A 19855-nucleotide genomic window follows, 5' to 3' on the forward strand; every position below is an offset into this window, starting at 1 on the left:
CCCTCCTAATCTCTTAGTGTTCTGCCTGTCAGATGAAGGAACACATCCTCAAGCGATGGAGCCTGGATCTGTATCCCCTTTAAGGTGGTTCCGCTTTGGTTCGCAATCGAAAATACGTCTTCAAGCAGATTGATTTCCTTTGGGGCCAGCAGGATGACTTTATGTTCTGTTGAGGTGACCCGAGATATGGCCGGGTGCGACTGCAGCCTCTGAAGGAAATCCTCCTTCACCACCTCCACCTCGACTTCGATCGAGTGCTCGGAGGAGAGGATATTCTTCACTTCCTCATTCGAACCAGATGCAATCACTTCCCCGCGGTCCATAATATAAATCCGGCGGCACAGGAACTCGACCTCTTCCATGTAATGACTGGTGTACAGCACGGTAATGCCTTTTTCCTCATTCAGTTTTTTGACTGTTTCTAGGATATAATTCCGTGACTGCGGGTCGATGCCCACCGTCGGTTCATCCATAATGAGCAGCTCCGGTTCATGCAACAGGGCAACGGCAATATTCAGCCTTCTTTTCATCCCGCCGGAAAACGTTTTGACAAGCTCCTTTTGGCGATGCTCCAGGCCGACAAGCGTCAGCACCTCTTCTATCCGCTCCTTCAGCTCACGTTTCGGCAGCCTATACACCTTCCCGAAAAACTCCATATTCTCCCTTGCCGTCAAGTCAGGAAAAACGGCAATATCCTGCGGCACCACACCAAGTATCTCCCGTAAATGTTTCGGCTGCTCCTTCACACTTTCCCCTTTGAGCAGCACATCCCCGGTCGTCGGCTTAACCAGGGACGATAGCATCGAGATCGTCGTCGACTTGCCTGCTCCGTTCGGGCCAAGCAGCCCCACCGTCTCTCCTTTTTCCAAATATAAGTTCACGCCCTTGACCGCATGCGTATTTTTAAAGGTTTTGGTTAAATTGATCGCTTCTAACATCTGATAGCCCCCTTTGTTACTCTTATCTTACTATCGGCACATGGCGCGTTAACCTGTAAAAAGTCATTAGATGCTGCCTGCGGGGGTGACTTAAGTCATTTTTTGTTGTTTTGGAGGCGAGAATCTAGGATTTTTTCACTGTGAAGACGGCGGGGGTACGAGAATGTAGGATTTGCCTATACTGTGAAGACGACACGGACCGGGTATCGGTCCAAAACAAGCATGAATCTGTCCAAATGATGCAGTTATCGATCCAAAAGGGAAAGTTATCGGTCCAAAACGCCCCATAATCGATCCAAAACCTCTACTAATCGATTAACTTTACATTTACTTCCAATGACAACGCCTAATTCAACGCATATGCGCAAACATTCAAGCGCACAAAAAAATACCGGAGTGCAGCTCATCACGCTGCACTCCGGTCCACTTTCTCGCATTAATATCCGGATTAATCGGCCCCCATCATATCAAGCCATTCCGTATCGCATAGATTGCCATTTGAGTTCGATCGCGCAACCCGAGCTTCTGCAAAATGACGGTAACGTGATTTTTCACGGTACCGATCGATAGATGGAGCATTTCGGCTATCTCTTGATTGTTCTTCCCATCGCCGACCAGCTGCAGGATCGACCGTTCCCGACTTGTCAGCAGCGTCACGTCCTCCTGTGGCACCCTTGGCTGGATCAGCCTTGGCACCACTTTTCCTGCAACCGAGGCATCAATGGATATTCCACCGTCCAGCACGCTTTCAATGGAGGCGATCAAGCTCGCCGCATTTGCATCCTTCAACAGATAGCCCAACGCCCCAAGCCTTAGTGCCTCCATCGCATATTCCTCATCCGCAAATGTGGTAAGAATGAGGATCTTCGCCTGCGGATTTCTGCTTTTTATCCGTTGGGTCGCCTCGATTCCCGTCATTACCGGCATCCTGATATCCATCAACACCAAATCGATGACATGTTTTTCAAACGCCTCTACAGCTTCCTGTCCGTTGGTCGCTTCTGCAGCCACTTTGAAATCGGCGTGCTGCTCGATCATCATTTTGATTCCCTGCCTGACAAGCGCCTGATCTTCTGCCAATAAAATATGTATCAATTATGTATCCCCCTTCAGAGGAAAAATTCCTTTGATCGTAAAATCCCCATTTGTTACAACTCGCTCCATCCGGCCTTGAAGCGCCTCGAAGCATTTGCGCATATTCTCCATCCCAAAGCCTTCTACAATTTGAAGCGGTCCATCTATTTTATTCACGACCGCAATCTGAATGCTATGCTCCCCGATGATCTCCACCGTCACGCTAATTTCACGTGAGCTCCCGTGCCGCATCGCATTGGTCAATCCTTCCTGGACAAACCGGTAGATGGTAATATTCTGTTCATTTGTCAGCGGAACAGACAGCACGCCGGTTTTGGTTGTCAGCTGCACGCGCATCCTGCTTTCCGCCTCAAGCTTACGGATCAGATGAAGGACAGACGCAATCCCCTTGTCCTCTTCTCCCTGCAATGCCTTCACCGCTTTTCTCATACCATCCAGGCTTTCCCTGGCCAACTGCTTGGACTGAGCAAGAATTCCACTCACATCCTCCTTGGCAGACTGCTCCGCCACTGCAAGCTGCATCATCATCGCCGTCAGCTGGTGTCCGACCGAATCATGAATATCCCTCGCAATGCGGTTCCGCTCCTCGACCCTTGCCGCTTCTTCGCTCTCAGTCACCTGTCTTTTCAGGAGCCGATATTCCATTAAAAGCGCCTTCCACTCTTTATCCATTTTTTCATTATCACTATAATAGGTTTGCAAAAGAGCCCCCATCCATATTAATAGCAAGCTCAACATCATATGAAAGAGGCAAAGTTCAGGCTCTTCCAAATGGAAAATTACTGCTGAAAAAGGAATCAGAACCGCAAGCAGGCCACTTAATTTGGTCCTGTAAACCATGCCATCTATAATCAAAAAATAAAATAGGAGCCAAGGAAGTAAACCGGTAGGCTCCAGAACAAAGATCTGTAAAACCGCAAGAGATGAACCTGCCAGCGCATAGGCGGCCCATCTCCATTTCCATAATGGCAAAGTAAAATAGATTGCCAGAAACACTCCGGCTATAAGTAGATAAGCAGGCAATGTCGTCTGGGAGAAAGTTTGAAAGATCGGGATAAGCAACAAGCACGTGCAGATGAAAACGAACTTCACCCATAAAAGCATACTACGCATCTCACTTCTCCCCTTTTAAACAAACGTTTGATTAACCGATCGCCTTCTTTATTTTTTTCATCGCCTGTTCACTTGCCTTGTTAGAAAAGTGTTCTTCAAGCTCACGCTTTGCCGCTTCCTTTTCCATCCCCGGCACTTCGATATTGTGCTTTTTCATCCATGCCCCCATCGTTTCATAGGAGGTGCTGCTCCACCCGTTCTTCTCGCCATTTTCGTCCTGCTTTTCCTTCGTACCGGACACGACGATATCCAGGCTTCCCTGAAGCTCCAGTAACGCCTGATCAAAAGCTTTCTTTTTCTCCTTGTCCTTCATGCCGGCCTTCACCCGCAATACCCTTGTATCGATTCCTTCTTCTTCTGAAATGATGGAATATAGATTCAGTGCATCCTTTGAGATGTTACCAGATTCATATCTTTGCTTTACCGATCGGCAGCTGCCAAGCGCCGCCACCATCAAAGGCAAAAGCCCCCTTGAGATGAACACAGCCTTCTTTTTCATGAACTTCCCGTAGGCGGCAACTCCTTCAGAAGCGAAGCGGGTGCGCCATTTCCATGGATCTTGCGCAGTATCCGTGTACCAATTCTCTTTTTCCGTCACCCCACTCAATGAAGGATATTCTTCAAATAGTGGTGCAAGGGGCAGTAATCCCCATTCATTTATGACCTCCACGGCCTCTTCGTATGTATGAATAATAGATTGTCCCATTCCAAAGTCCCCTTTATTTTCCTTTTTCCTATAGACATATTTCTACAAAAAGGAGGGAGAGTCCTGCACATTCTTAATCAAACGTTTGTTTAAGCATTTAATGATGATGCTCTTCAGAGGAAGGTTTCTTCCCGATATCCTCGCTTAAGTTGATACCAAAAGCCAAATAACCTCCTAAAAAAAGCAGAACCACGATTGGTTTCCATATCCACGTCATCTTCACTTTTCCTTTTTCCGAACGGATGGCGAATCCCAACATAATCGAACAAGAGCAGAGCAAAAGCAAAATCATGAGCATCGTCGCAGCTTCTGTAACGGTGAGCATCTCCCCAAGCATCGCTCCCATCATTCCGCCCATCAGCCCGGACATTGCCCCCTCCACTGCGGGAAGCAAACCGAAAAAGGCACCACAAAGTATGCCGGCCGTTACTCCCAGCAGCATGGATATAATAGTCGATTCAAATAGACTGCCTTTAAAAACGGCACCAGCAAGCACTCCGATCGTCAGCCCAATGGACATGGCAGACCCCATCGCCAGCACCATCCGCTGCATCGACCCCATTCTTCCTTTCTCTTTTTTTGAAATGACCAGGGCCATCACGATAAACATACAGATGGAAAAAAGTATATATAGAAAAAATCCGTCCATGGTATCCCTCCTTATTACACTTTATTCGGTCTGCAGAAGGGACATGCATGTCAGGGTTCTTTTTCTAATCTACTGTAAAAAGTACGTTTTACCTGATTGATGAGGGGTAGAGGTATTAGGAAAGCAACTAAAAGAGGAGGAATTTTTGATGATCACACAACAATACGAAGCATGTATTCAGGCATGTCTAGAATGTCTGGCAGCATGTAATTCCTGTTATGACGCTTGCTTGAAAGAGGACGATGTCAAAATGATGGCTGGCTGCATCCGCATGGACCGGGAATGTGCGGATATATGCAGCCTTGCAGTGAAAGCGATGCAGACGAACAGCCCTTTTGTCAACCAGATCTGCCAGCTTTGTGCGGAAATCTGTGAAGCGTGCGGGAACGAATGCAAGCAGCATGATCATGACCATTGCCAGAAGTGTGCAGAAGCTTGCTTCAGATGTGCCAATGCTTGTAGAGGGATGGCTGCATAACGCATTTTGAAGGAGCCTGAATGAATAGGCTCCTTTTTTTATCCCTCCAACAACTGCATATAATACAAAACCTCCCCATCCACCTCGACAAGGATCATGCCAACCCCTTCCTTATCTTCATTGTTAGAGTAGATGCCCGTTCCTTCCGGCAGAAGCGTTGCGTAAAAATTGCGGAACCCGAAGCTGCTTGAGGTAGTCTTTTTTATGTCACCTAGATGTTCACCCTTTGTATATCTATCATTATCCTCTTGAAACCAATCCAGGTTTGTCACATTGTTATAGATGAAACCGTTATACATGAGGATATCTGCATCTTCATTATTTTTCAGTACATCCCTTGCCGTCACTTTTCCTCCATCTGCAACTCCACATGCGGCAAGAAGCAAGAATGCAAGGCTTATGACGAGCACCTTTAATAGAACTTTCATCAGAATCCCCCTCTCCCTAAATATATTACCTACAGATACCCAAACTCCTCTAAAATTAAAATATTTTTCCAAATATACCTTGCATTACAAGATAGCTCCGCATATAATGATGGTATCAGGCAATGCAAGGTAGCTAATGAATGCAGGCAAGTACCTTGCAACTTACCGATTTTTTTTACACCACTATCTTGCATAACAAAGTACCAATAACGAGGTGAGTATATGGCAGCAAGAAGCCAATTATTGAAGGGAATATTGGATGCCTGCGTGATGGCCATCGTCGAGGAACAGGCCGTTTATGGATACGAGCTGTCACAGAGGCTGCAGAAAGTCGGGCTGCCGGATATCAGTGAGGGTACCATCTACCCTGTTCTGCTCAGACTGCAGAAAAACGGCTTCATACGAGGCGAAATGCAGCCTTCTGCATCCGGTCCCAACAGAAAATACTATTATCTGACAGACAGCGGAAAAGAAGAGCTCGACAGCATAGCAAACGAGTGGATGTTGATTGCCGGTCCTGTAAGCAAACTACTGCAAAGAGGGGAAAAAGATGCTTAAGACAAATTCGACCAAATACTATATTGAAGAAAACAATGAAAAACGCGAGCTACTGAATAAAGAGAATCTCAAGGTGTATGAAGACTTCTTATTGTACATTCGAACAGACCTCCGAATTGCAGAACGCGAAGGGGAAGAACTGTTGCTAGAGCTACTTGATCATCTCTTGATAGCTCAGCAGGAAGGAAAATCCGCATCCATCCTTTTCGGCGACGACCCCAAGGCTTATGCAGAAGAACTGATATCAGGCCTTCCAAGCGAGAAGAAACGCAAAGCCATTCCTTTTATTCTCTCCCAGGTTGCAAGCTCATTAGCCTGGTTCGGTCTCATTCTTGGGTTGGTTCATTTGATTTTGCCAAGATTCGTGGAGGTCCGTGATGTAATTTCCCTTGGTAATCTCATGATTCTCGCCTTGGCGGTCATCATGTTTTCCGGTCTTGGTGTCAATGTTATTTTCAAGCTTATGCGTTCCACACTATTCAAAGAGAAGAAAGAGCAGCGCAGGGCATACTGGAAAGCCGGACTTTTTGGAGCCGGTGGAATGGCCCTTATTATGCTGGTTACCTGGCTCGCTCCCGACTTCGGGCCAAACCTTGACTTGGAATGGTGGGTGTACCTTGGATTTGGTGGATTGTTCTTTCTGATAAGTAAATTGCTTCAACGGCTATCAAATTAATCTTAGCGCAAAAGAGCTATCAGCCCAGTTGGCCAATAGCTCTTTCTTTTGTTACAGTTTCATCGCTTCCGCTTCCACCCTGTCCATATATTCCTGCACGACCTTCTGGTTGGCCTTCTCGCTTCCAAGCTTCAGCATGGCCCGTCCTACAAAATTGACACCTTTATTGTGACCGGAGTAAATGAACCTTGTGTTCGTTTCGTCTATTTTTTGAAGTTCAAATGTCAGGTTGATCTCAAACGCCTTGCCTAGTACAAAGGCGATTTGCTTCAGTTTATGTTCCGCTTGATTCTCATACGCTAAGGTTTCCACAATATACGTCTCTACCCGCTTACCCTCGCGATACTTCTGTTGATGCTTTGCGCCCACTTCGCCCTCCGTCTTCTCGATCAGGATATGCTCCTCCACTTTCGGCATTGTTTTCGTGATATTTTTATCTAAAAACAACTCCCATAGCTTTTCGATATTTACGGGAATCACGCGCTCCTCTTTCCACTGAATCATCTTTCTTCCTCCTTCCCAGATTCCAGGAACTCCTCAATCTCTTCCAATTTCAATTGAAGATCCTCCATTTGCATCTGTATATTTCTTTTTTTTTGCTGAATCAACTCTTCCAGATGAGAGAAGGACTCGTCCTCCATCACTGAAATCATTTCCTGTATCGTAAAACCGAACCGCCTCAGCTTTCCCAATAAAACTGCCATAAAAAAGCTGCCATCATCGTAATAACGATAATTATTCTTCGGGTCGATGTAGGCGGGCTCGAGCAATTTCACCTCTGCATAATACCGGAGCGTCTCCTTGCTCAGCCCCGTCATCTCTGAAAACTCACTGACTTTATACATTCCTTCCCTCCCCCTCCTATCATAAACCGTGGGGTACACCACAGGGTCAACTATAAATTTATTATTTCTTTATTTTAGGGTGGGAAACCTTTAATTTTTATGATTATGTGAGATAGGTATTCCTCTGATCCTCATGCAATTCGTGCTTATTCTCACATAACTTATTTTTATTCTCACGTAACTGTCCCGGATTCTCACGCTTCCTAAACTCAAGCTTATTCCCTCCTCCCCTATAAAAACAAAAAACAGGCCGCACATTACGCGCAGCCTGCCACACTATTACCTCAGTCCTTCTCCATTCCCGTATAAACAAACACTGCATCCCGCAAAAATGCTGCGGTACCAGGGTTTTTCTTGTCATAGTAAGCAGTGAACCGCTCATCATCCACATACATCTGAGCCAACCCTGCATGCGCCTCCTTGGAGTAGCTGTCCCAATATAGACCCAGCCACTTGTGATGCAGCGCAGCCGCTTTTTGTCCGAGATCTCCAGCAGGATCGCCCGTATGCATCGCCTGTTCCAAAACTTCCAGGATCTCTTGTCCGAGCCTTTCCCCTTCGGCATGTTGCTCCTGACTCATTCCTTTGAATTTTGCATTGGATTTTTCGACAGCCTCTTCTCCGTACTTCTCACGGATTTCCTTACCATATTTCTTTTCGTTTTCATCTATTTGCTTCTGCTTGAATGCTTCGAATTTTTCTTTGTCGCTCATTGTGATTCTCCCTTCTTGTGCCGCCAATGTTTGATCGACATTAGCGATTAGTAGATTCAATTGCTCACGTTTTGTCAGAAGTTTTTCACGGTGTTCTTTCAATGCATGCGCTGGGTCAAAGGTAGGAGAGTTCATGATTTGCCTGATGCTCTCCAGATCCACCTCCAGCTCCCTGTAAAAAAGGATTTGTTGCAGGCGATCCACTTCCTCCTGCCCATAAATGCGGTATCCGGATGAATTGATTCTTGCCGGCTTAAGAATCCCAATTTCATCATAATAGCGCAAGGTTCGACCTGTGATCCCTGCTATTTTCGCTAGCTTCTGCACGGTATATTCCATGTGCTCACCTCCTGACAATTCCACTATACACCTTGACGTAGCGTAAAGGTAAATAGGTATTTCCAAAAAAATATTTCGAATACCGAATTAGTTCCAAATGACTATGCACCTGCATCAAAAATACCAAGAACTCAAGTTTGAATATTCAGTATTTTGCTCCTTTGGCTCTATATACCATTTTTGTCATTACTTTTATAATGAAAACAGAAATAATATTTCAACTTTTCTGTCATTTACTGAAATATTATTTCAACAGTTTTGTAAGCGTTTGCTAAAACAAATTAGAAAGCGAGGGGCTACAAATGAAATTTGGACAAGCATGTAAGTACATAATCATTACGGCATTATTGTTTTCCTTCACTCTCCCTCTTTTTACCGCGAAAGGGAGTGCAGAAATGGCTTACCAACCAAAGCATGAGATGAGGGCAGCCTGGATTGCCACCGTTCAGAACATCGACGTGCAAGCTGGCATGAATGAATCGGATTATACAGCATGGGTAGAACAGACGCTTGACTTTCTAAAAAGCAAGAATTTCAACACCATCATCTATCAGGTAAAGCCTACAGCAGATGCATTTTATCCTTCTGACATTGATCCATGGTCCAAGTATGTGACTGGAAAGGCACAAGGAACGGATCCTGGCTATGACCCGCTGCAGATCATGATTGATGAATCACATGCGCGCGGCATCGAGGTGCATGCGTGGGTGAATCCATACCGTGTGACGATGCCGTTCGAATCATTGGACAGCCTGTCACCCGAAAGTGTCGCTAAAGAACATCCGGAGTGGATTGTAAAATATGGATTCCAATATTACTTGAACCCTGGTATCCAGGAAGTACAAGACTATCTGCTATCTACTGTGGAAGAGCTTGTGAGCAATTATGACATTGAGGCGGTTCATATGGATGATTACTTCTATCCATATCGCAGAGCCGGGGAGGAGTTCCCGGACCAAGCACAATTCGAGGCGGACCCGCGCGGATTCGATAATATCGGTGACTGGAGACGCGATAACGTGAACACACTTGTTGCAGCGATCAACTCCACCATCAAGGAAACAAAGAGCTGGGTGCAGTTCGGTATCTCCCCATTCGGTGTATGGAGAAATATTGCGATGGACCCGACTGGAAGCCAGACAACGGCCGGACAAACAAACTATGATGACCTATATGCCGATACAAGACAATGGATCAAGGACGGCAGCATCGACTACATCACACCGCAAATCTATTGGTCCCGCGGATTTGCAGCAGCCGACTACTCCATCCTGCTTGACTGGTGGAGTAACGAAGTCGAGGAATATGCCTATAACCATCCTGTAAATCTATATATCGGAACAGCGGATTACAAAGTTGGAGACAACTTCGATCAGAATTGGCATAATCCAAACGAACTTCCTGGCCAGATCATGGATAATCGCCAGGACGAGAACACACACGGACAGATGCACTTCTCTCTCAGACAGATCATCAAAAACAACTTAGGCTATGCAGATATCCTCACCAATGAAATCTATACGGAGCCTGCTCTAGTTCCTGCCACTGCATGGAATGGCGAGGGGCTTCCTAAGAAGCCGAACACGGTGAAAGCGGACAAATCGGAAGATGGCATCACCCTTACCATCGATGACAAAAAGCACTCTGATGCGAGAAAATATGTCATCTACCGCTTCGACGGGCTTCAAGAAGGAGATTACAGCAATCCAGCGAATATCGTGGATGTCGTCTATTCAACTGAAGGTGTTACCACTTTTGTGGACAGCACAGTTGAAGAAGGCAAGCAGTACACGTATGGTGTGACCTCGGTTTCCAATACCGGTTTGGAAAGCAAGGATGCGAAGATAGTAAAAGTGGTAAAATAGTAGATTCATAGAAATAAGAGGCATTCCATATGAAGGCAATAGTCTTCCTAGGATGCCTCTTTTTCCCTTTTCCAACAATATTTCTATCCTCCTACATATATAAAAATGGGCAAAAAGGTTGCTCTAGACCCACCCGATTTCCTACTGGTATGATAGTCAAAGACCTTTAAGGGAGGCATTATATGAAATGGAACAGGAAAAATATCAGAACCTGAAGCTTGGCGAACGTGGGGCGATCATCAGTATCATCGCCTATCTTGTTCTGTCTGCCATAAAATTGTTTATCGGATACATAAGCGACTCCTCTGCACTCCGAGCGGATGGATTGAATAATGCAACGGATATAATAGCCTCTGTTGCCGTACTGATCGGCCTGAAGCTTGCACAAAGGCCGCCTGATGATGATCATGCCTATGGTCATTGGAAAAGTGAAACGATTGCTTCCATGATTGCTTCCTTCATTATGTTTGCCGTAGGAATTCAAGTATTGTTGGACGGGATCAGTACGATATTCCAGGGCAGAAATGAGTCTCCGGATATGTTGGCCGGATATGTCGGTCTGGCTTCTGCGGTTGTCATGTATGGCGTATACAGCTATAACAAACGGTTGGCGCAAAAGATCGACAGTAAAGCAGTCATGGCTGCTGCCAAGGATAACATTTCCGATGCATGGGTCAGTATCGGGGCAAGCATCGGTATTATCGGTTCACAGTTCAACATGCCTTGGCTCGATACCCTCACCGCCATCATTGTCGGCGTCATCATCTGCACGACAGCATGGGGCATCTTCCGTCAATCCTCCCATGAACTATCGGATGGATTCGATGAAAAGAAGCTGGCATTTTACGGAAGTGTCATCCAGGAAGCGGACGGCGTGGAAGAGATCAAGGAACTCAAAGGGCGGAACTACGGCAATAATGAAGTGCTGGACGTAGTGATCCTCGTGAAACCTCACCTCGATATCAAAGAAGCCCATGACATCGCCACCTACATCGAATCTATACTCATGAAAGAGCACGGCGTCTTCAGTGTCCATGTACATGTTGAGCCGCAATAATCCCCTATAATAAAACAAGGGAACGTCCTGTTTCTGGACGCTCCCTTGCTGACTATTAAGCCATCTTCTCTTTTTCAATATAAAAATAGATTAAACCATCCTTCGGTTCTTTATCCTCATGAAAGCCTAACTTTCTTAGTAGTTGAAGCGACTTCCCATTCTCAGGTTCCACCGTGGCATCGATAGTATCGAATCCTGCTTCACGGAAGCCAAATGCCATTGCTTTCTTCATTGCCTCAGTCATGAAGCCTTTACCCCAATGCGCCTTGGATAAATCGAAGCCTATTTCTGCTATAACAACCTGATTCCTTCTAATATAATGGAAGCCGATCGTCCCCAAGAAATTCCCGTTGCCTTTATCAAACAGTCCCCACCTGCAGCCAGAGTCCTCCTCATGATAGCGAATTATTTCCTCCGCTTCTTTAATATCTCTGCATGGTTCAATATCCATGAATTTCGTGACATGGCAATCTGAAAAGTGTTGATACACTTGTTCGGAATGTTCCAGGGTTAGAATACGCAGATCCATTCTTTCCGTTTCGAGATCAGGAAACATCACGTTGATACTATTCATCATATTCTCCTACTCCACCACTACCGCTGTCCCGTAAGCAATGATCTCCGACGCATTCGCCATGATGCTGGACGTTTCAAGACGAACACAGATGATGGCGTTGGCACCTTTCGCCTTCGCGTCCTCTACCATTCTGGCAATTGCCTTCTGGCGTGCCTCTGTCATCATTTCCGTATATTCCTTGATTTCGCCGCCAACGATGGTTTTCAAGCCAGCGAGCAGATCTTTTCCGATATGCTTCGACTGGACCGTATTACCACGGACAAAGCCCTTCAATTCTTTGATTGCCTTGCCAGGTACCGTTTCAGTAGTCACTATAATCATTCTTGTCATCCTCCTCTTTTTCCTTGTCGCGTTCCATGATCAACACAATAAAGAGCGCAACAATGGCCATTCCGTATAATATGTAAAAGATTACTGCAAGCAGTACGTTAAAAAACAGAAGTACAATTCCGACAACCTGCCCAATTAACGCAACCGCCAAAAATAGCTTTTTGAGTTTCTCCATGTCTGCCATTTCCTCCCACCACCACTAATGTACCATAAAACGGAAATGTGCTCTTCCTTAATTTTTCGACAAGATCCCTCTTCTGACCTATGAAAGCTCTACATCCCAGCGCTCCTCTGTCAATCGTGAGCCGGTCCACTGATCATTCTCCTTTTCCTCTGTCAGGACAAATCCATATTTTCCGTATAGATGGCGTGCTGCATTCAAAATATTTACCGTCCACAGGAATATCCTTTGATACTCTTGATCTTTGCTGAACTGTATGGCTGTCTCCATCAATTTTTTGCCGATACCCAATCCGTGATAGTTTTCATCTATGACAAACCATCGCAGCTGTGCTGTTTTTTCATCGAACCTTGTGATGGCAATAGAGCCTGCGATATCTCCATTAACCTCTGCAACCCAAAGCTCACCGCCATCATGGTCCATCATAAATTCGGAAAGTCCCTTCATCACATAATATTCAAAAAGTGGTCCGAAATTATAAGTATTTTTATAGAGTTTTCCATGCAGATGTGCGACATATCCTATATCACCAACTTGATAGGGACGAATGATCACTTCAGGCTGTACAGTTTCCTTTTTCAACAAAATGGATTCTATCGTTTGCATGGATTCTGTCAGCCTTGAAAGATTTCGCTCAGGAATTGTATGAAGCATCCTCTCTACTCCCTGTTTAGCTTGTTCCACCAACTCGGAGTAAATTTTCTTCCCGTATTCGGTCAAATAGAGAAGAAATTGACGTTTATCCTCTAGTGCCTGTTTTTTCAAAATGACATGCTCTTCCTCCAAACGGTGAATCATTCTGCTCATATAGCCTCGGTCAATCCCCAGATTCTCTCTTATCTCCGTGGCTGTACATTCACCCCTGGTGCTGATCTCAGTAATTACACGTGCCTCAGTGAGAGAGAAAGGCTGATTGTATATTTCCTGATCAATCCTCCCCAGCACTTTCGCATACTCCCTGTTGAATTTTCTTACCTGATCCACATATTGCTTATTCACACTCTCGCCTCCATTTATCATGAATATTCTTTCTTTTTAGTATACGGAAATTAGTTGACTTAATCAACTATAATAAGCCAATTAAGCCATTTGCCTACACTGCAAGGCCTGCTTATTGGCACAAACATCGGGGAAAGCGCCTGGTTATCCGTCCTATGGTTTTGCGCACTTCTTGCTGTTTCCTTCGTCCTTGCAAACCTTATCTTCATTCGGAGGGGCAGAACGGGCTAATTATAGGTTCAGTTACATGAAAAATGCTTTGCCGGTTCAAGATAAGCTGGTATGAAACTTTATTGGAGGGAAAACTGATGCAAAATCAAGTGAATCAGCAAGGCCAACCTCAGAACCAGATGCCCCCAGCCCAGCCGGTAAACCAAATGGGCGTCAGTACCAATCATGGTGGCCATGAATTGTATGATGCCCATGAGGTTATTTCTGGCATCATCAGTATGCTCGATCAGTACCAGATGTACGACCAGCATACAAAAGACCCTGAACTGAAGGATATCCTGCACCGCCAATCCGCATTCGTGACGCAGATGTACAATACAATTGTTGAAAGCTTTAACACCGGCCAGAAGCCATCTGTTTCCACACAGGTTTATAACATGACACAAAACCATGATCAGGTGGTATACGGTATCAAGCCCTCACAGCCGAAAAAGCCAAACACGTCTGTACAGGATCTCTCAGACAATGGCCTATCCGCCTATATGCTCGGCCATACAAAAGGCTTGGCCACCCTGCTAGCTATGACTGCACTAGAAATGACCAATCCCGTATTGCGTCGCGTTATTGCGGACAGCGTACCGAACTTTATTGAAATGAGCTATGAGATATTCCTCTATCAGAACAAACACGAGTACTATCAGGTCCCGCAACTGAATATGCAGGATATGAATGTAATGCTGCAGAGCTATACGACGGTGCCGAATCAAGGAAATCTGCCGCATTAAAAAAAGAGGTATCTGGAAATCATACATTCCGGATACCTCCTTTTTGCTGCACAAAATTATTTACTCTTTCTCCGGTACAAATCGATCGACTTGTAGCCTTCCCCGATGATTGTTTCCATTTCAAGCAGGCGCTTCTCCTGCGTCTCAACACGTTTGGCACTGTACACATAGCGTGCCCAGTCCTTCTGGTAGCCGTAGGTGAGCTCATTGTATGCCTTTAAAATCTCCTCATTATTTTTCAGATGTGCCCGGATATCATCAATATGGACGATATAGTCATCCACACATTGGCTTTTCTTTGTGCTCTCTGTTTTTTTCGTTTTCTTTGATGCGGCTTTCAGTCCGACCACGGTAAATACGTCATTCAAGCTGACCATTCTGGAAAACTTGAGGATGCTTCCAGAAATATAGCCCTCTTCATCCATGTTGGCCGCTTCGATGAAACGGTCGCGCTCGATATATTCCTGGTACTTTGGATTATTCTTTTTTGGATAGGCAAAAAAGACATAGCCCTTGTCCATTACCAGGTCACGCTCCACCAATAGCTTGATATAGTCGGCGAATTCCTCCAGTGAATAGATAAACAGGAATAGGAGATCGTACTTCTCCTTTTGAATGGAAACATCATGCTCGAGGACCTTGAAATCCTCCAAGTCCTTCGGTGCCCCCATTACAAGCCGGCTGGAATATTTGGTAAGATTCAACTTCTCAATGATCGTTTTATCTGAATTCATGGTTTGAACTCCTTTTACATTTTATGAATGGCTGGATTTTACTTTTCTTATATTTTAACATTCCTATGTTTCATTTTGGACAACATCCAATCTGTTAAACAATCAAATTAGTTATTTCTGCAGATTAACAAATTGGGGGGCTTCTTCTATTATAAAATGTAGCATTATCTTATCAGGGGAGGAACAGTTAATATGAAAGCATTGTATCGAGCATCGGGTTGTCTAGTTGTGGTGGGGAATCTTGTTACTGGAATTCTTTTTGCGGTGATAGGTTTGATTACTGCAATCACTACATATCACTTTTTCTTAATCGAATTTAAGCTTCTCTATGCTTTATTCTTTCTTTTCTTGACGGTAGTGGCTTTGGCTGTCAGCTATTTTTCATTCAGGCATCCTAAGGAAGAATGATGGATGCTCATAACAAAAAGGAAAAACACCTCCGGCGGTAAGCAAGCTGGTGGTGTTTTTTGTTCAGTATCCTCTTGATACTCAGCGGCAAATCGATTTCAAGTAGTGCAGGATACTGTTTTTCATGACATCTGCATTCACCTGATCAGGCTGCATGATTCCGTGGAGTGCAAGGCCGTCCAGTAGCGAGTACAGGATTTCGATTTGTGCGTCCCGATCTATTTCTTCTTTGGCAAGACCTTTTTCTATCAGTGTATCAATGATAAGGCTAACAGCCATTTTCATTTCCGCATAGACCCGGGAACTTAATTCATATAGGGTGGAATCCGAAAGTGCTTTGATCGTGAACGCCATCCAAACCTCCATTTCCGCACGTTTTTCTTCGTCCAGTGGTAAAAATTCATGGAGCAGCTTCTCTGCATCTTCAAGAGGCTCTCCAGTAAACCTCAGACGGGCGATCCGTTCTTTCACCCGCTCCGAAACAAGGCTCATCGAAAATGCAAGCAGCTCCGACTGGGTCCTGAAATAATGCCGTAGCGAGCCTGGCGACACACCCGCTTCCTCGGCGATCCTCCGAACAGTGGCTCCCTCCATCCCTTCCTTTCGGATGATTCTCCATACTGCTTCTGCAACTAATTGTCTTTGTTTTTCATGATCTACTATTTTAGGCATGTATATATTGTACCACAAATTGCCTTTTTTAATACAGTTGTGTTATTATCTTTTTAACACACTTGTATTAAAAAGGAGCGATTAGAAATGATTGGTTGGCTTATCATTGCATGTGAAATTGGTTTTTGGATTTTTATTCTGCTTGGTTTAGTGTCGAGATACATTTTTAAATGGAGAAAAACAGGTATCGTGCTGTTGGCAGGTACCCCAGTCATAGACCTTGTCCTGATCGTGGCAACCATTATCGATCTGAAAAACGGCCAACAAGCCTCTTCCATCCACGGGTTAGCAGCCATTTACATTGGAATAACCGTTGCCTTTGGAAAAAGTATGATTCGCTGGGCGGATGAACGCTTTGCCTACCGTTTTTCAAACGGTCCAAAACCGCAAAAGAAAATCAACCACGGACCTATACATGCTAAAAAGGAACGCAATGGCTGGTTTCGCCACCTTCTCGGCTGGGTAGTCGGAAATGCCTTTTTATTAGGGATGATCCTGCTTGTAGGAGATGCAGAGCGTACAGAGGAATTAGTCAATGTGATGAGAATGTGGGCTTTGATTCTCGGGGCAGATTTCCTTTACAGCTTCAGCTATACCCTTTTCCCTAAGAAAGAGCCGGTAAACTCGGATAGAAGTTGACAGAATGCCTCCTTATAAGCTTTTGCGCCCCCCATATCTTGTGTTACAATATTGACTATCATAAGTGTGGGGGAATAGTGAAACGCTTCCCCAACATCCAAATAAGGAAGGTTGAATAACTTGGAACATTCTAACTTCATTAAAAATATCATAAAAGAGGATCTGGAATCAGGTAAACGGAACCATGTGATCACCCGCTTCCCGCCGGAGCCGAATGGTTACTTACATATCGGACATGCCAAGAGCATCGTCATCAACTTCGATCTTGCAGATGAATTCAACGGAAAAACGAATCTGCGCTTTGATGACACCAACCCTTTAAAGGAAGATACGGAATACGTGGAAGCAATCAAGGAAGACGTTAAATGGCTCGGATATGATTGGGACGGATTATTCTTCGCTTCGGATTACTTTGAAGAAATGTACAACAGAGCAGTACTTCTTATTAATAAAGGAAAAGCATATGTTGATGACCTTTCACCTGACGAAATCCGTGCATATCGCGGTACGTTGAAAGAGCCTGGAAAAGACAGCCCATACCGCACGCGTTCAGTGGAGGAGAATCTGGACCTTTTCGAGCGCATGCGCAACGGTGAATTCGGAAACGGCGAAAAGGTGCTGCGTGCAAAAATTGATATGAAATCCCCTAACATCAATTTGCGTGACCCGGTCATCTACCGTATTTCTCATGCAACACATCATAATACGGGAGATAAATGGTGCATTTATCCGATGTATGCATTCGCACATCCAATTGAGGATGCAATCGAGGACGTGACCCATTCCATCTGTACGATCGAGTTTGAAGACCAAAGACCGCTTTACAACTGGGTGGTGGAAGAGACGGAAATGACAGCTACTCCGCAGCAAATCGAATTCGGCCGTCTGAACGTTACAAATGCGGTGATGAGTAAACGTAAACTGAAGAAGCTTGTGGATGAAGGCTTCGTCGATGGCTGGGATGACCCGCGTATGCCGACGATTTCCGGTCTGCGCCGAAAAGGCTACACTCCGGAAGCGATCCGTGCATTCGTACGTGAAACAGGTGTTACCAAAGGATCAGGCTTTGTCGATTCCCAAATGCTCGATTTCTTCATTCGTGAGGACTTGAAACTGAAGGCCCCGCGTACCATGGGAATCCTTCGTCCTTTAAAAGTGGTGATCACCAACTACCCGGAAGGCCAAGTGGAAATGCTGGATGCGGAAATCAACCCAGAAAATCCGGAAATGGGTACAAGACAGATTCCATTCGGTAGAGAAATCTACATTGAGCAGGATGATTTCATGGAAGATCCGCCAAAGAAATATTTCCGCCTCTTCCCTGGCAACGAGGTTCGCCTGAAGCATGCTTATTTCATCAAGTGCGAGGATTTCATCAAAGACGAAGACGGTAATGTCGTGGAAATCCACTGTACGTATGATCCGGAAACAAAGAGTGGAACAGGTTTTACCGGTCGAAAAGTAAAAGGCACCCTCCACTGGGTCGAAGCAACACAGGCCGTACCGGCAGAATTCCGCCTATTTGAGCCATTGCTTCTAAATGAGGAGCCTGAAGAAGCGGAAGTAAAGGATGTGGCAGATGTAGAAGCGAACGAAGATGCATCTGTGGAAACGGAAAAATCCTTCCTTGACCACGTCAATCCGAACTCCCTTCAAGTGATGAACGGCTTTGTGGAGCCTAATATGAAAGATGTCGAGCCTCAAGACAAGTTTCAATTCTTCAGACACGGCTACTTTAATGTGGATCCTAAGCTTACAACCAAGGACCAAATCGTGTTTAATGAAATTGTTTCATTGAAGAGTTCGTTTAAATTATAGAATGAAAGGCCCCTGTTCAAAGACAGGGGCCTTTTTATGCTGTGCTTGTATGCGGGTCACACAATCCATTTTAAATAAATGAAAAAGCCGACGATGATGATTATAAATAACGCCATATAAATGAGGGTGAGCCGGGTAACATTTCCCTTTGTTTCATTTTGATATTCTTTGTCCCCGCTTCCCGCTACCTGGATGGTGGCAAAAAGCCCCCCTAATAAAACTAGTACACCTAGAATACCTAAAGACAACATCATTTTCTCTCTCTCCAATCGGATATTGTTTCTCTCTTGAACGTTAGCTTATTTGCGGTGGTTTTTCAATAAAATGCGCTTGGATTCTATCAAAAGTTAGACGAGCATGTTGGAACGGGAGGATCCATTTATGCCGATGGAAGGGCTTTCTGTATAGAACTTGGCGCATCACTATTTTTTTGATAATAATTGATATTCGCTTAATCCAGCAAAAGCTTTCATTTTTATACCTTGTTCATAAGCGTTTTTCGCTCTCATGGTAAAATAATGATTCTTATAATACTTTTTTGCCTGACCTTGGATCCATAACCCATACTCCTTGATACATTTCCTTTTTAAATATCCCAATAACTTTTTTCCACTATCTAATATTTTCTGATTTATTATCTATTGTTCCTATGGTAGATTCTCTAATACTTTCTTCTGTCCTCTCACCAATTTGTAGTACAAGACTTTCAACATTCTGTGATAAAAATCCATGATAATTTTCAGATACCTGGCTGGGAATCTCTTTGCATAAAAAGATGAATCTAGCAGAATTAAAACACTCGTCTTTCGTTTCAATAGTTATTTTATCGATTATCTGAAATTCAAATTTCCGGCCAAAGTTTTACAATTACTGCTGTCAGCTTAAATTGGACCATTATGCTGTCTATTCTTTGTGAAATTACATCATTTGTTGCATGAAATCCAATATTAATCTTTCCCATTCATACCCCCTTCTTTTATCTAGAGTATAAAAAAATGTATAGGTATTCCCGCGACTTCTAAGTCATAGATTGCTTGCGTTTCTCTTTCTGTTCCTTTACTGTGTTTGCATCCGTGGAAGA

The 19855-nt window shown here is 44.6% G+C and carries 25 protein-coding genes; 9 read left to right on the forward strand and 16 right to left on the reverse strand.

Features of this window, described 5'->3' with window-relative positions:
- Nucleotides 1-5 precede the first annotated feature (5 nt).
- The 5 genes from ABN702_RS19105 to ABN702_RS19125 form a co-directional block, all read right to left on the reverse strand.
- On the reverse strand, nucleotides 6-938 hold the full coding sequence (locus ABN702_RS19105; RefSeq protein WP_417898292.1) for an ABC transporter ATP-binding protein: 933 nt from the start codon (nucleotides 936-938) through the stop codon (nucleotides 6-8).
- Nucleotides 939-1400: 462 nt separating this feature from the next.
- Entirely contained in the window at nucleotides 1401-2033 is a 633-nt protein-coding gene (locus tag ABN702_RS19110; protein WP_417898293.1) for a response regulator, read from the reverse strand.
- Entirely contained in the window at nucleotides 2034-3146 is a 1113-nt protein-coding gene (locus ABN702_RS19115) for a sensor histidine kinase (RefSeq protein ID WP_417898294.1), read from the reverse strand.
- Between the two features lie 31 nt (nucleotides 3147-3177).
- Nucleotides 3178-3852 (reverse strand): hypothetical protein, encoded by a 675-nt coding sequence (locus ABN702_RS19120; RefSeq protein WP_417898295.1) that lies wholly within the window; start codon nucleotides 3850-3852, stop codon nucleotides 3178-3180.
- A gap of 97 nt (nucleotides 3853-3949) precedes the next feature.
- Nucleotides 3950-4501: a hypothetical protein gene (locus ABN702_RS19125; RefSeq protein WP_417898296.1), complete on the reverse strand. Its 552-nt coding sequence runs from the start codon at nucleotides 4499-4501 to the stop codon at nucleotides 3950-3952.
- Between the two features lie 148 nt (nucleotides 4502-4649).
- Here ABN702_RS19125 and ABN702_RS19130 point away from each other — a divergent pair, with 148 nt between their 5' ends.
- Entirely contained in the window at nucleotides 4650-4979 is a 330-nt protein-coding gene (locus tag ABN702_RS19130) for a four-helix bundle copper-binding protein (protein WP_417898297.1), read from the forward strand.
- Between the two features lie 38 nt (nucleotides 4980-5017).
- Here ABN702_RS19130 and ABN702_RS19135 read toward each other — a convergent pair whose 3' ends face one another.
- Nucleotides 5018-5407, reverse strand: a complete 390-nt coding sequence (locus ABN702_RS19135) for a hypothetical protein (protein WP_417898298.1) — start codon at nucleotides 5405-5407, stop codon at nucleotides 5018-5020.
- Nucleotides 5408-5629: 222 nt separating this feature from the next.
- On the opposite strand from ABN702_RS19135, the gene ABN702_RS19140 reads away from it, so the two are divergent.
- Nucleotides 5630-5965, forward strand: a complete 336-nt coding sequence (locus tag ABN702_RS19140) for a PadR family transcriptional regulator (RefSeq protein WP_417898299.1) — start codon at nucleotides 5630-5632, stop codon at nucleotides 5963-5965.
- Nucleotides 5958-6641, forward strand: a complete 684-nt coding sequence (locus ABN702_RS19145) for a DUF1129 family protein (protein ID WP_417898300.1) — start codon at nucleotides 5958-5960, stop codon at nucleotides 6639-6641. The genes ABN702_RS19140 and ABN702_RS19145 overlap by 8 nt, the downstream gene beginning before the upstream one ends.
- Nucleotides 6642-6692: 51 nt before the next feature.
- On the opposite strand, the gene ABN702_RS19150 is transcribed toward ABN702_RS19145, so the two are convergent.
- From ABN702_RS19150 to ABN702_RS19160, 3 genes are all read right to left on the reverse strand, one after another.
- The gene (locus ABN702_RS19150; RefSeq protein WP_417898301.1) at nucleotides 6693-7145 is read right to left on the reverse strand and encodes an SRPBCC family protein; all 453 of its coding nucleotides are present in this window, start codon (nucleotides 7143-7145) and stop codon (nucleotides 6693-6695) included.
- A complete protein-coding gene (locus ABN702_RS19155) occupies nucleotides 7142-7486 on the reverse strand; it encodes a MerR family transcriptional regulator (protein ID WP_417898302.1) in 345 nt (114 codons plus the stop codon). The genes ABN702_RS19150 and ABN702_RS19155 overlap by 4 nt, the downstream gene beginning before the upstream one ends.
- A 284-nt stretch (nucleotides 7487-7770) precedes the next feature.
- Nucleotides 7771-8538, reverse strand: a complete 768-nt coding sequence (locus ABN702_RS19160; protein WP_417898303.1) for a MerR family transcriptional regulator — start codon at nucleotides 8536-8538, stop codon at nucleotides 7771-7773.
- Between the two features lie 302 nt (nucleotides 8539-8840).
- Between ABN702_RS19160 and ABN702_RS19165 the strand changes: the two genes are divergently transcribed.
- Together ABN702_RS19165 and ABN702_RS19170 are read left to right on the forward strand one after the other, a co-directional pair.
- On the forward strand, nucleotides 8841-10403 hold the full coding sequence (locus tag ABN702_RS19165) for a glycoside hydrolase family 10 protein (protein ID WP_417898304.1): 1563 nt from the start codon (nucleotides 8841-8843) through the stop codon (nucleotides 10401-10403).
- Between the two features lie 187 nt (nucleotides 10404-10590).
- On the forward strand, nucleotides 10591-11460 hold the full coding sequence (locus tag ABN702_RS19170; RefSeq protein ID WP_417898305.1) for a cation diffusion facilitator family transporter: 870 nt from the start codon (nucleotides 10591-10593) through the stop codon (nucleotides 11458-11460).
- Nucleotides 11461-11515: 55 nt separating this feature from the next.
- Here ABN702_RS19170 and ABN702_RS19175 read toward each other — a convergent pair whose 3' ends face one another.
- From ABN702_RS19175 to ABN702_RS19190, 4 genes are all read right to left on the reverse strand, one after another.
- Nucleotides 11516-12037 (reverse strand): GNAT family N-acetyltransferase, encoded by a 522-nt coding sequence (locus ABN702_RS19175; protein WP_417898306.1) that lies wholly within the window; start codon nucleotides 12035-12037, stop codon nucleotides 11516-11518.
- 6 nt (nucleotides 12038-12043) lie between these two features.
- Entirely contained in the window at nucleotides 12044-12358 is a 315-nt protein-coding gene (locus ABN702_RS19180) for a YbjQ family protein (RefSeq protein ID WP_417898307.1), read from the reverse strand.
- Nucleotides 12339-12542, reverse strand: a complete 204-nt coding sequence (locus ABN702_RS19185) for a hypothetical protein (protein WP_417898308.1) — start codon at nucleotides 12540-12542, stop codon at nucleotides 12339-12341. Before ABN702_RS19185 ends, ABN702_RS19180 begins: the two co-directional genes overlap by 20 nt.
- 87 nt (nucleotides 12543-12629) lie before the next feature.
- A complete protein-coding gene (locus ABN702_RS19190; protein ID WP_417898309.1) occupies nucleotides 12630-13547 on the reverse strand; it encodes a bifunctional helix-turn-helix transcriptional regulator/GNAT family N-acetyltransferase in 918 nt (305 codons plus the stop codon).
- 308 nt (nucleotides 13548-13855) lie between these two features.
- Here ABN702_RS19190 and ABN702_RS19195 point away from each other — a divergent pair, with 308 nt between their 5' ends.
- Nucleotides 13856-14503 carry a spore coat protein gene (locus ABN702_RS19195; protein WP_417898310.1) on the forward strand — a complete coding sequence of 216 codons (648 nt, stop codon included), beginning with the start codon at nucleotides 13856-13858 and terminating at the stop codon, nucleotides 14501-14503.
- Nucleotides 14504-14559: 56 nt separating this feature from the next.
- Here the strand turns inward: ABN702_RS19195 and ABN702_RS19200 are convergent, their stop codons facing one another.
- Nucleotides 14560-15237 (reverse strand): YdeI/OmpD-associated family protein, encoded by a 678-nt coding sequence (locus tag ABN702_RS19200; RefSeq protein ID WP_417898311.1) that lies wholly within the window; start codon nucleotides 15235-15237, stop codon nucleotides 14560-14562.
- A gap of 192 nt (nucleotides 15238-15429) precedes the next feature.
- Here ABN702_RS19200 and ABN702_RS19205 point away from each other — a divergent pair, with 192 nt between their 5' ends.
- Entirely contained in the window at nucleotides 15430-15645 is a 216-nt protein-coding gene (locus ABN702_RS19205; RefSeq protein WP_417898312.1) for a hypothetical protein, read from the forward strand.
- 81 nt (nucleotides 15646-15726) lie between these two features.
- On the opposite strand, the gene ABN702_RS19210 is transcribed toward ABN702_RS19205, so the two are convergent.
- Nucleotides 15727-16317: a TetR/AcrR family transcriptional regulator gene (locus ABN702_RS19210; RefSeq protein ID WP_417898313.1), complete on the reverse strand. Its 591-nt coding sequence runs from the start codon at nucleotides 16315-16317 to the stop codon at nucleotides 15727-15729.
- Between the two features lie 87 nt (nucleotides 16318-16404).
- Here ABN702_RS19210 and ABN702_RS19215 point away from each other — a divergent pair, with 87 nt between their 5' ends.
- Nucleotides 16405-16956 (forward strand): hypothetical protein, encoded by a 552-nt coding sequence (locus ABN702_RS19215; RefSeq protein WP_417898314.1) that lies wholly within the window; start codon nucleotides 16405-16407, stop codon nucleotides 16954-16956.
- Between the two features lie 120 nt (nucleotides 16957-17076).
- A complete protein-coding gene (locus ABN702_RS19220; protein ID WP_417898315.1) occupies nucleotides 17077-18774 on the forward strand; it encodes a glutamine--tRNA ligase/YqeY domain fusion protein in 1698 nt (565 codons plus the stop codon).
- A gap of 56 nt (nucleotides 18775-18830) precedes the next feature.
- Here ABN702_RS19220 and ABN702_RS19225 read toward each other — a convergent pair whose 3' ends face one another.
- A complete protein-coding gene (locus ABN702_RS19225; RefSeq protein ID WP_417898316.1) occupies nucleotides 18831-19028 on the reverse strand; it encodes a hypothetical protein in 198 nt (65 codons plus the stop codon).
- Nucleotides 19029-19855 lie beyond the last annotated feature (827 nt).

It is taken from the genome of Bacillus haimaensis (assembly GCF_048270625.1).
Taxonomy (GTDB): Bacteria; Bacillota; Bacilli; order Bacillales; family Bacillaceae_I; genus Sutcliffiella_A; species Sutcliffiella_A haimaensis.

Coding starts and splice junctions, on each gene's coding strand:
- ABN702_RS19105 (WP_417898292.1), bottom strand. CDS start 938: ATGTTAGAAGCGATCAATTTAACCAAAACCTTTAAAAATACGCATGCG.
- ABN702_RS19115 (WP_417898294.1), bottom strand. CDS start 3,146: ATGCGTAGTATGCTTTTATGGGTGAAGTTCGTTTTCATCTGCACGTGC.
- ABN702_RS19120 (WP_417898295.1), bottom strand. CDS start 3,852: ATGGGACAATCTATTATTCATACATACGAAGAGGCCGTGGAGGTCATA.
- ABN702_RS19125 (WP_417898296.1), bottom strand. CDS start 4,501: ATGGACGGATTTTTTCTATATATACTTTTTTCCATCTGTATGTTTATC.
- ABN702_RS19130 (WP_417898297.1), top strand. CDS start 4,650: ATGATCACACAACAATACGAAGCATGTATTCAGGCATGTCTAGAATGT.
- ABN702_RS19135 (WP_417898298.1), bottom strand. CDS start 5,407: ATGAAAGTTCTATTAAAGGTGCTCGTCATAAGCCTTGCATTCTTGCTT.
- ABN702_RS19140 (WP_417898299.1), top strand. CDS start 5,630: ATGGCAGCAAGAAGCCAATTATTGAAGGGAATATTGGATGCCTGCGTG.
- ABN702_RS19145 (WP_417898300.1), top strand. CDS start 5,958: ATGCTTAAGACAAATTCGACCAAATACTATATTGAAGAAAACAATGAA.
- ABN702_RS19150 (WP_417898301.1), bottom strand. CDS start 7,145: ATGATTCAGTGGAAAGAGGAGCGCGTGATTCCCGTAAATATCGAAAAG.
- ABN702_RS19155 (WP_417898302.1), bottom strand. CDS start 7,486: ATGTATAAAGTCAGTGAGTTTTCAGAGATGACGGGGCTGAGCAAGGAG.
- ABN702_RS19160 (WP_417898303.1), bottom strand. CDS start 8,538: ATGGAATATACCGTGCAGAAGCTAGCGAAAATAGCAGGGATCACAGGT.
- ABN702_RS19165 (WP_417898304.1), top strand. CDS start 8,841: ATGAAATTTGGACAAGCATGTAAGTACATAATCATTACGGCATTATTG.
- ABN702_RS19170 (WP_417898305.1), top strand. CDS start 10,591: ATGGAACAGGAAAAATATCAGAACCTGAAGCTTGGCGAACGTGGGGCG.
- ABN702_RS19175 (WP_417898306.1), bottom strand. CDS start 12,037: ATGATGAATAGTATCAACGTGATGTTTCCTGATCTCGAAACGGAAAGA.
- ABN702_RS19180 (WP_417898307.1), bottom strand. CDS start 12,358: ATGATTATAGTGACTACTGAAACGGTACCTGGCAAGGCAATCAAAGAA.
- ABN702_RS19185 (WP_417898308.1), bottom strand. CDS start 12,542: ATGGAGAAACTCAAAAAGCTATTTTTGGCGGTTGCGTTAATTGGGCAG.
- ABN702_RS19195 (WP_417898310.1), top strand. CDS start 13,856: ATGCAAAATCAAGTGAATCAGCAAGGCCAACCTCAGAACCAGATGCCC.
- ABN702_RS19200 (WP_417898311.1), bottom strand. CDS start 15,237: ATGAATTCAGATAAAACGATCATTGAGAAGTTGAATCTTACCAAATAT.
- ABN702_RS19205 (WP_417898312.1), top strand. CDS start 15,430: ATGAAAGCATTGTATCGAGCATCGGGTTGTCTAGTTGTGGTGGGGAAT.
- ABN702_RS19210 (WP_417898313.1), bottom strand. CDS start 16,317: ATGCCTAAAATAGTAGATCATGAAAAACAAAGACAATTAGTTGCAGAA.
- ABN702_RS19215 (WP_417898314.1), top strand. CDS start 16,405: ATGATTGGTTGGCTTATCATTGCATGTGAAATTGGTTTTTGGATTTTT.
- ABN702_RS19225 (WP_417898316.1), bottom strand. CDS start 19,028: ATGATGTTGTCTTTAGGTATTCTAGGTGTACTAGTTTTATTAGGGGGG.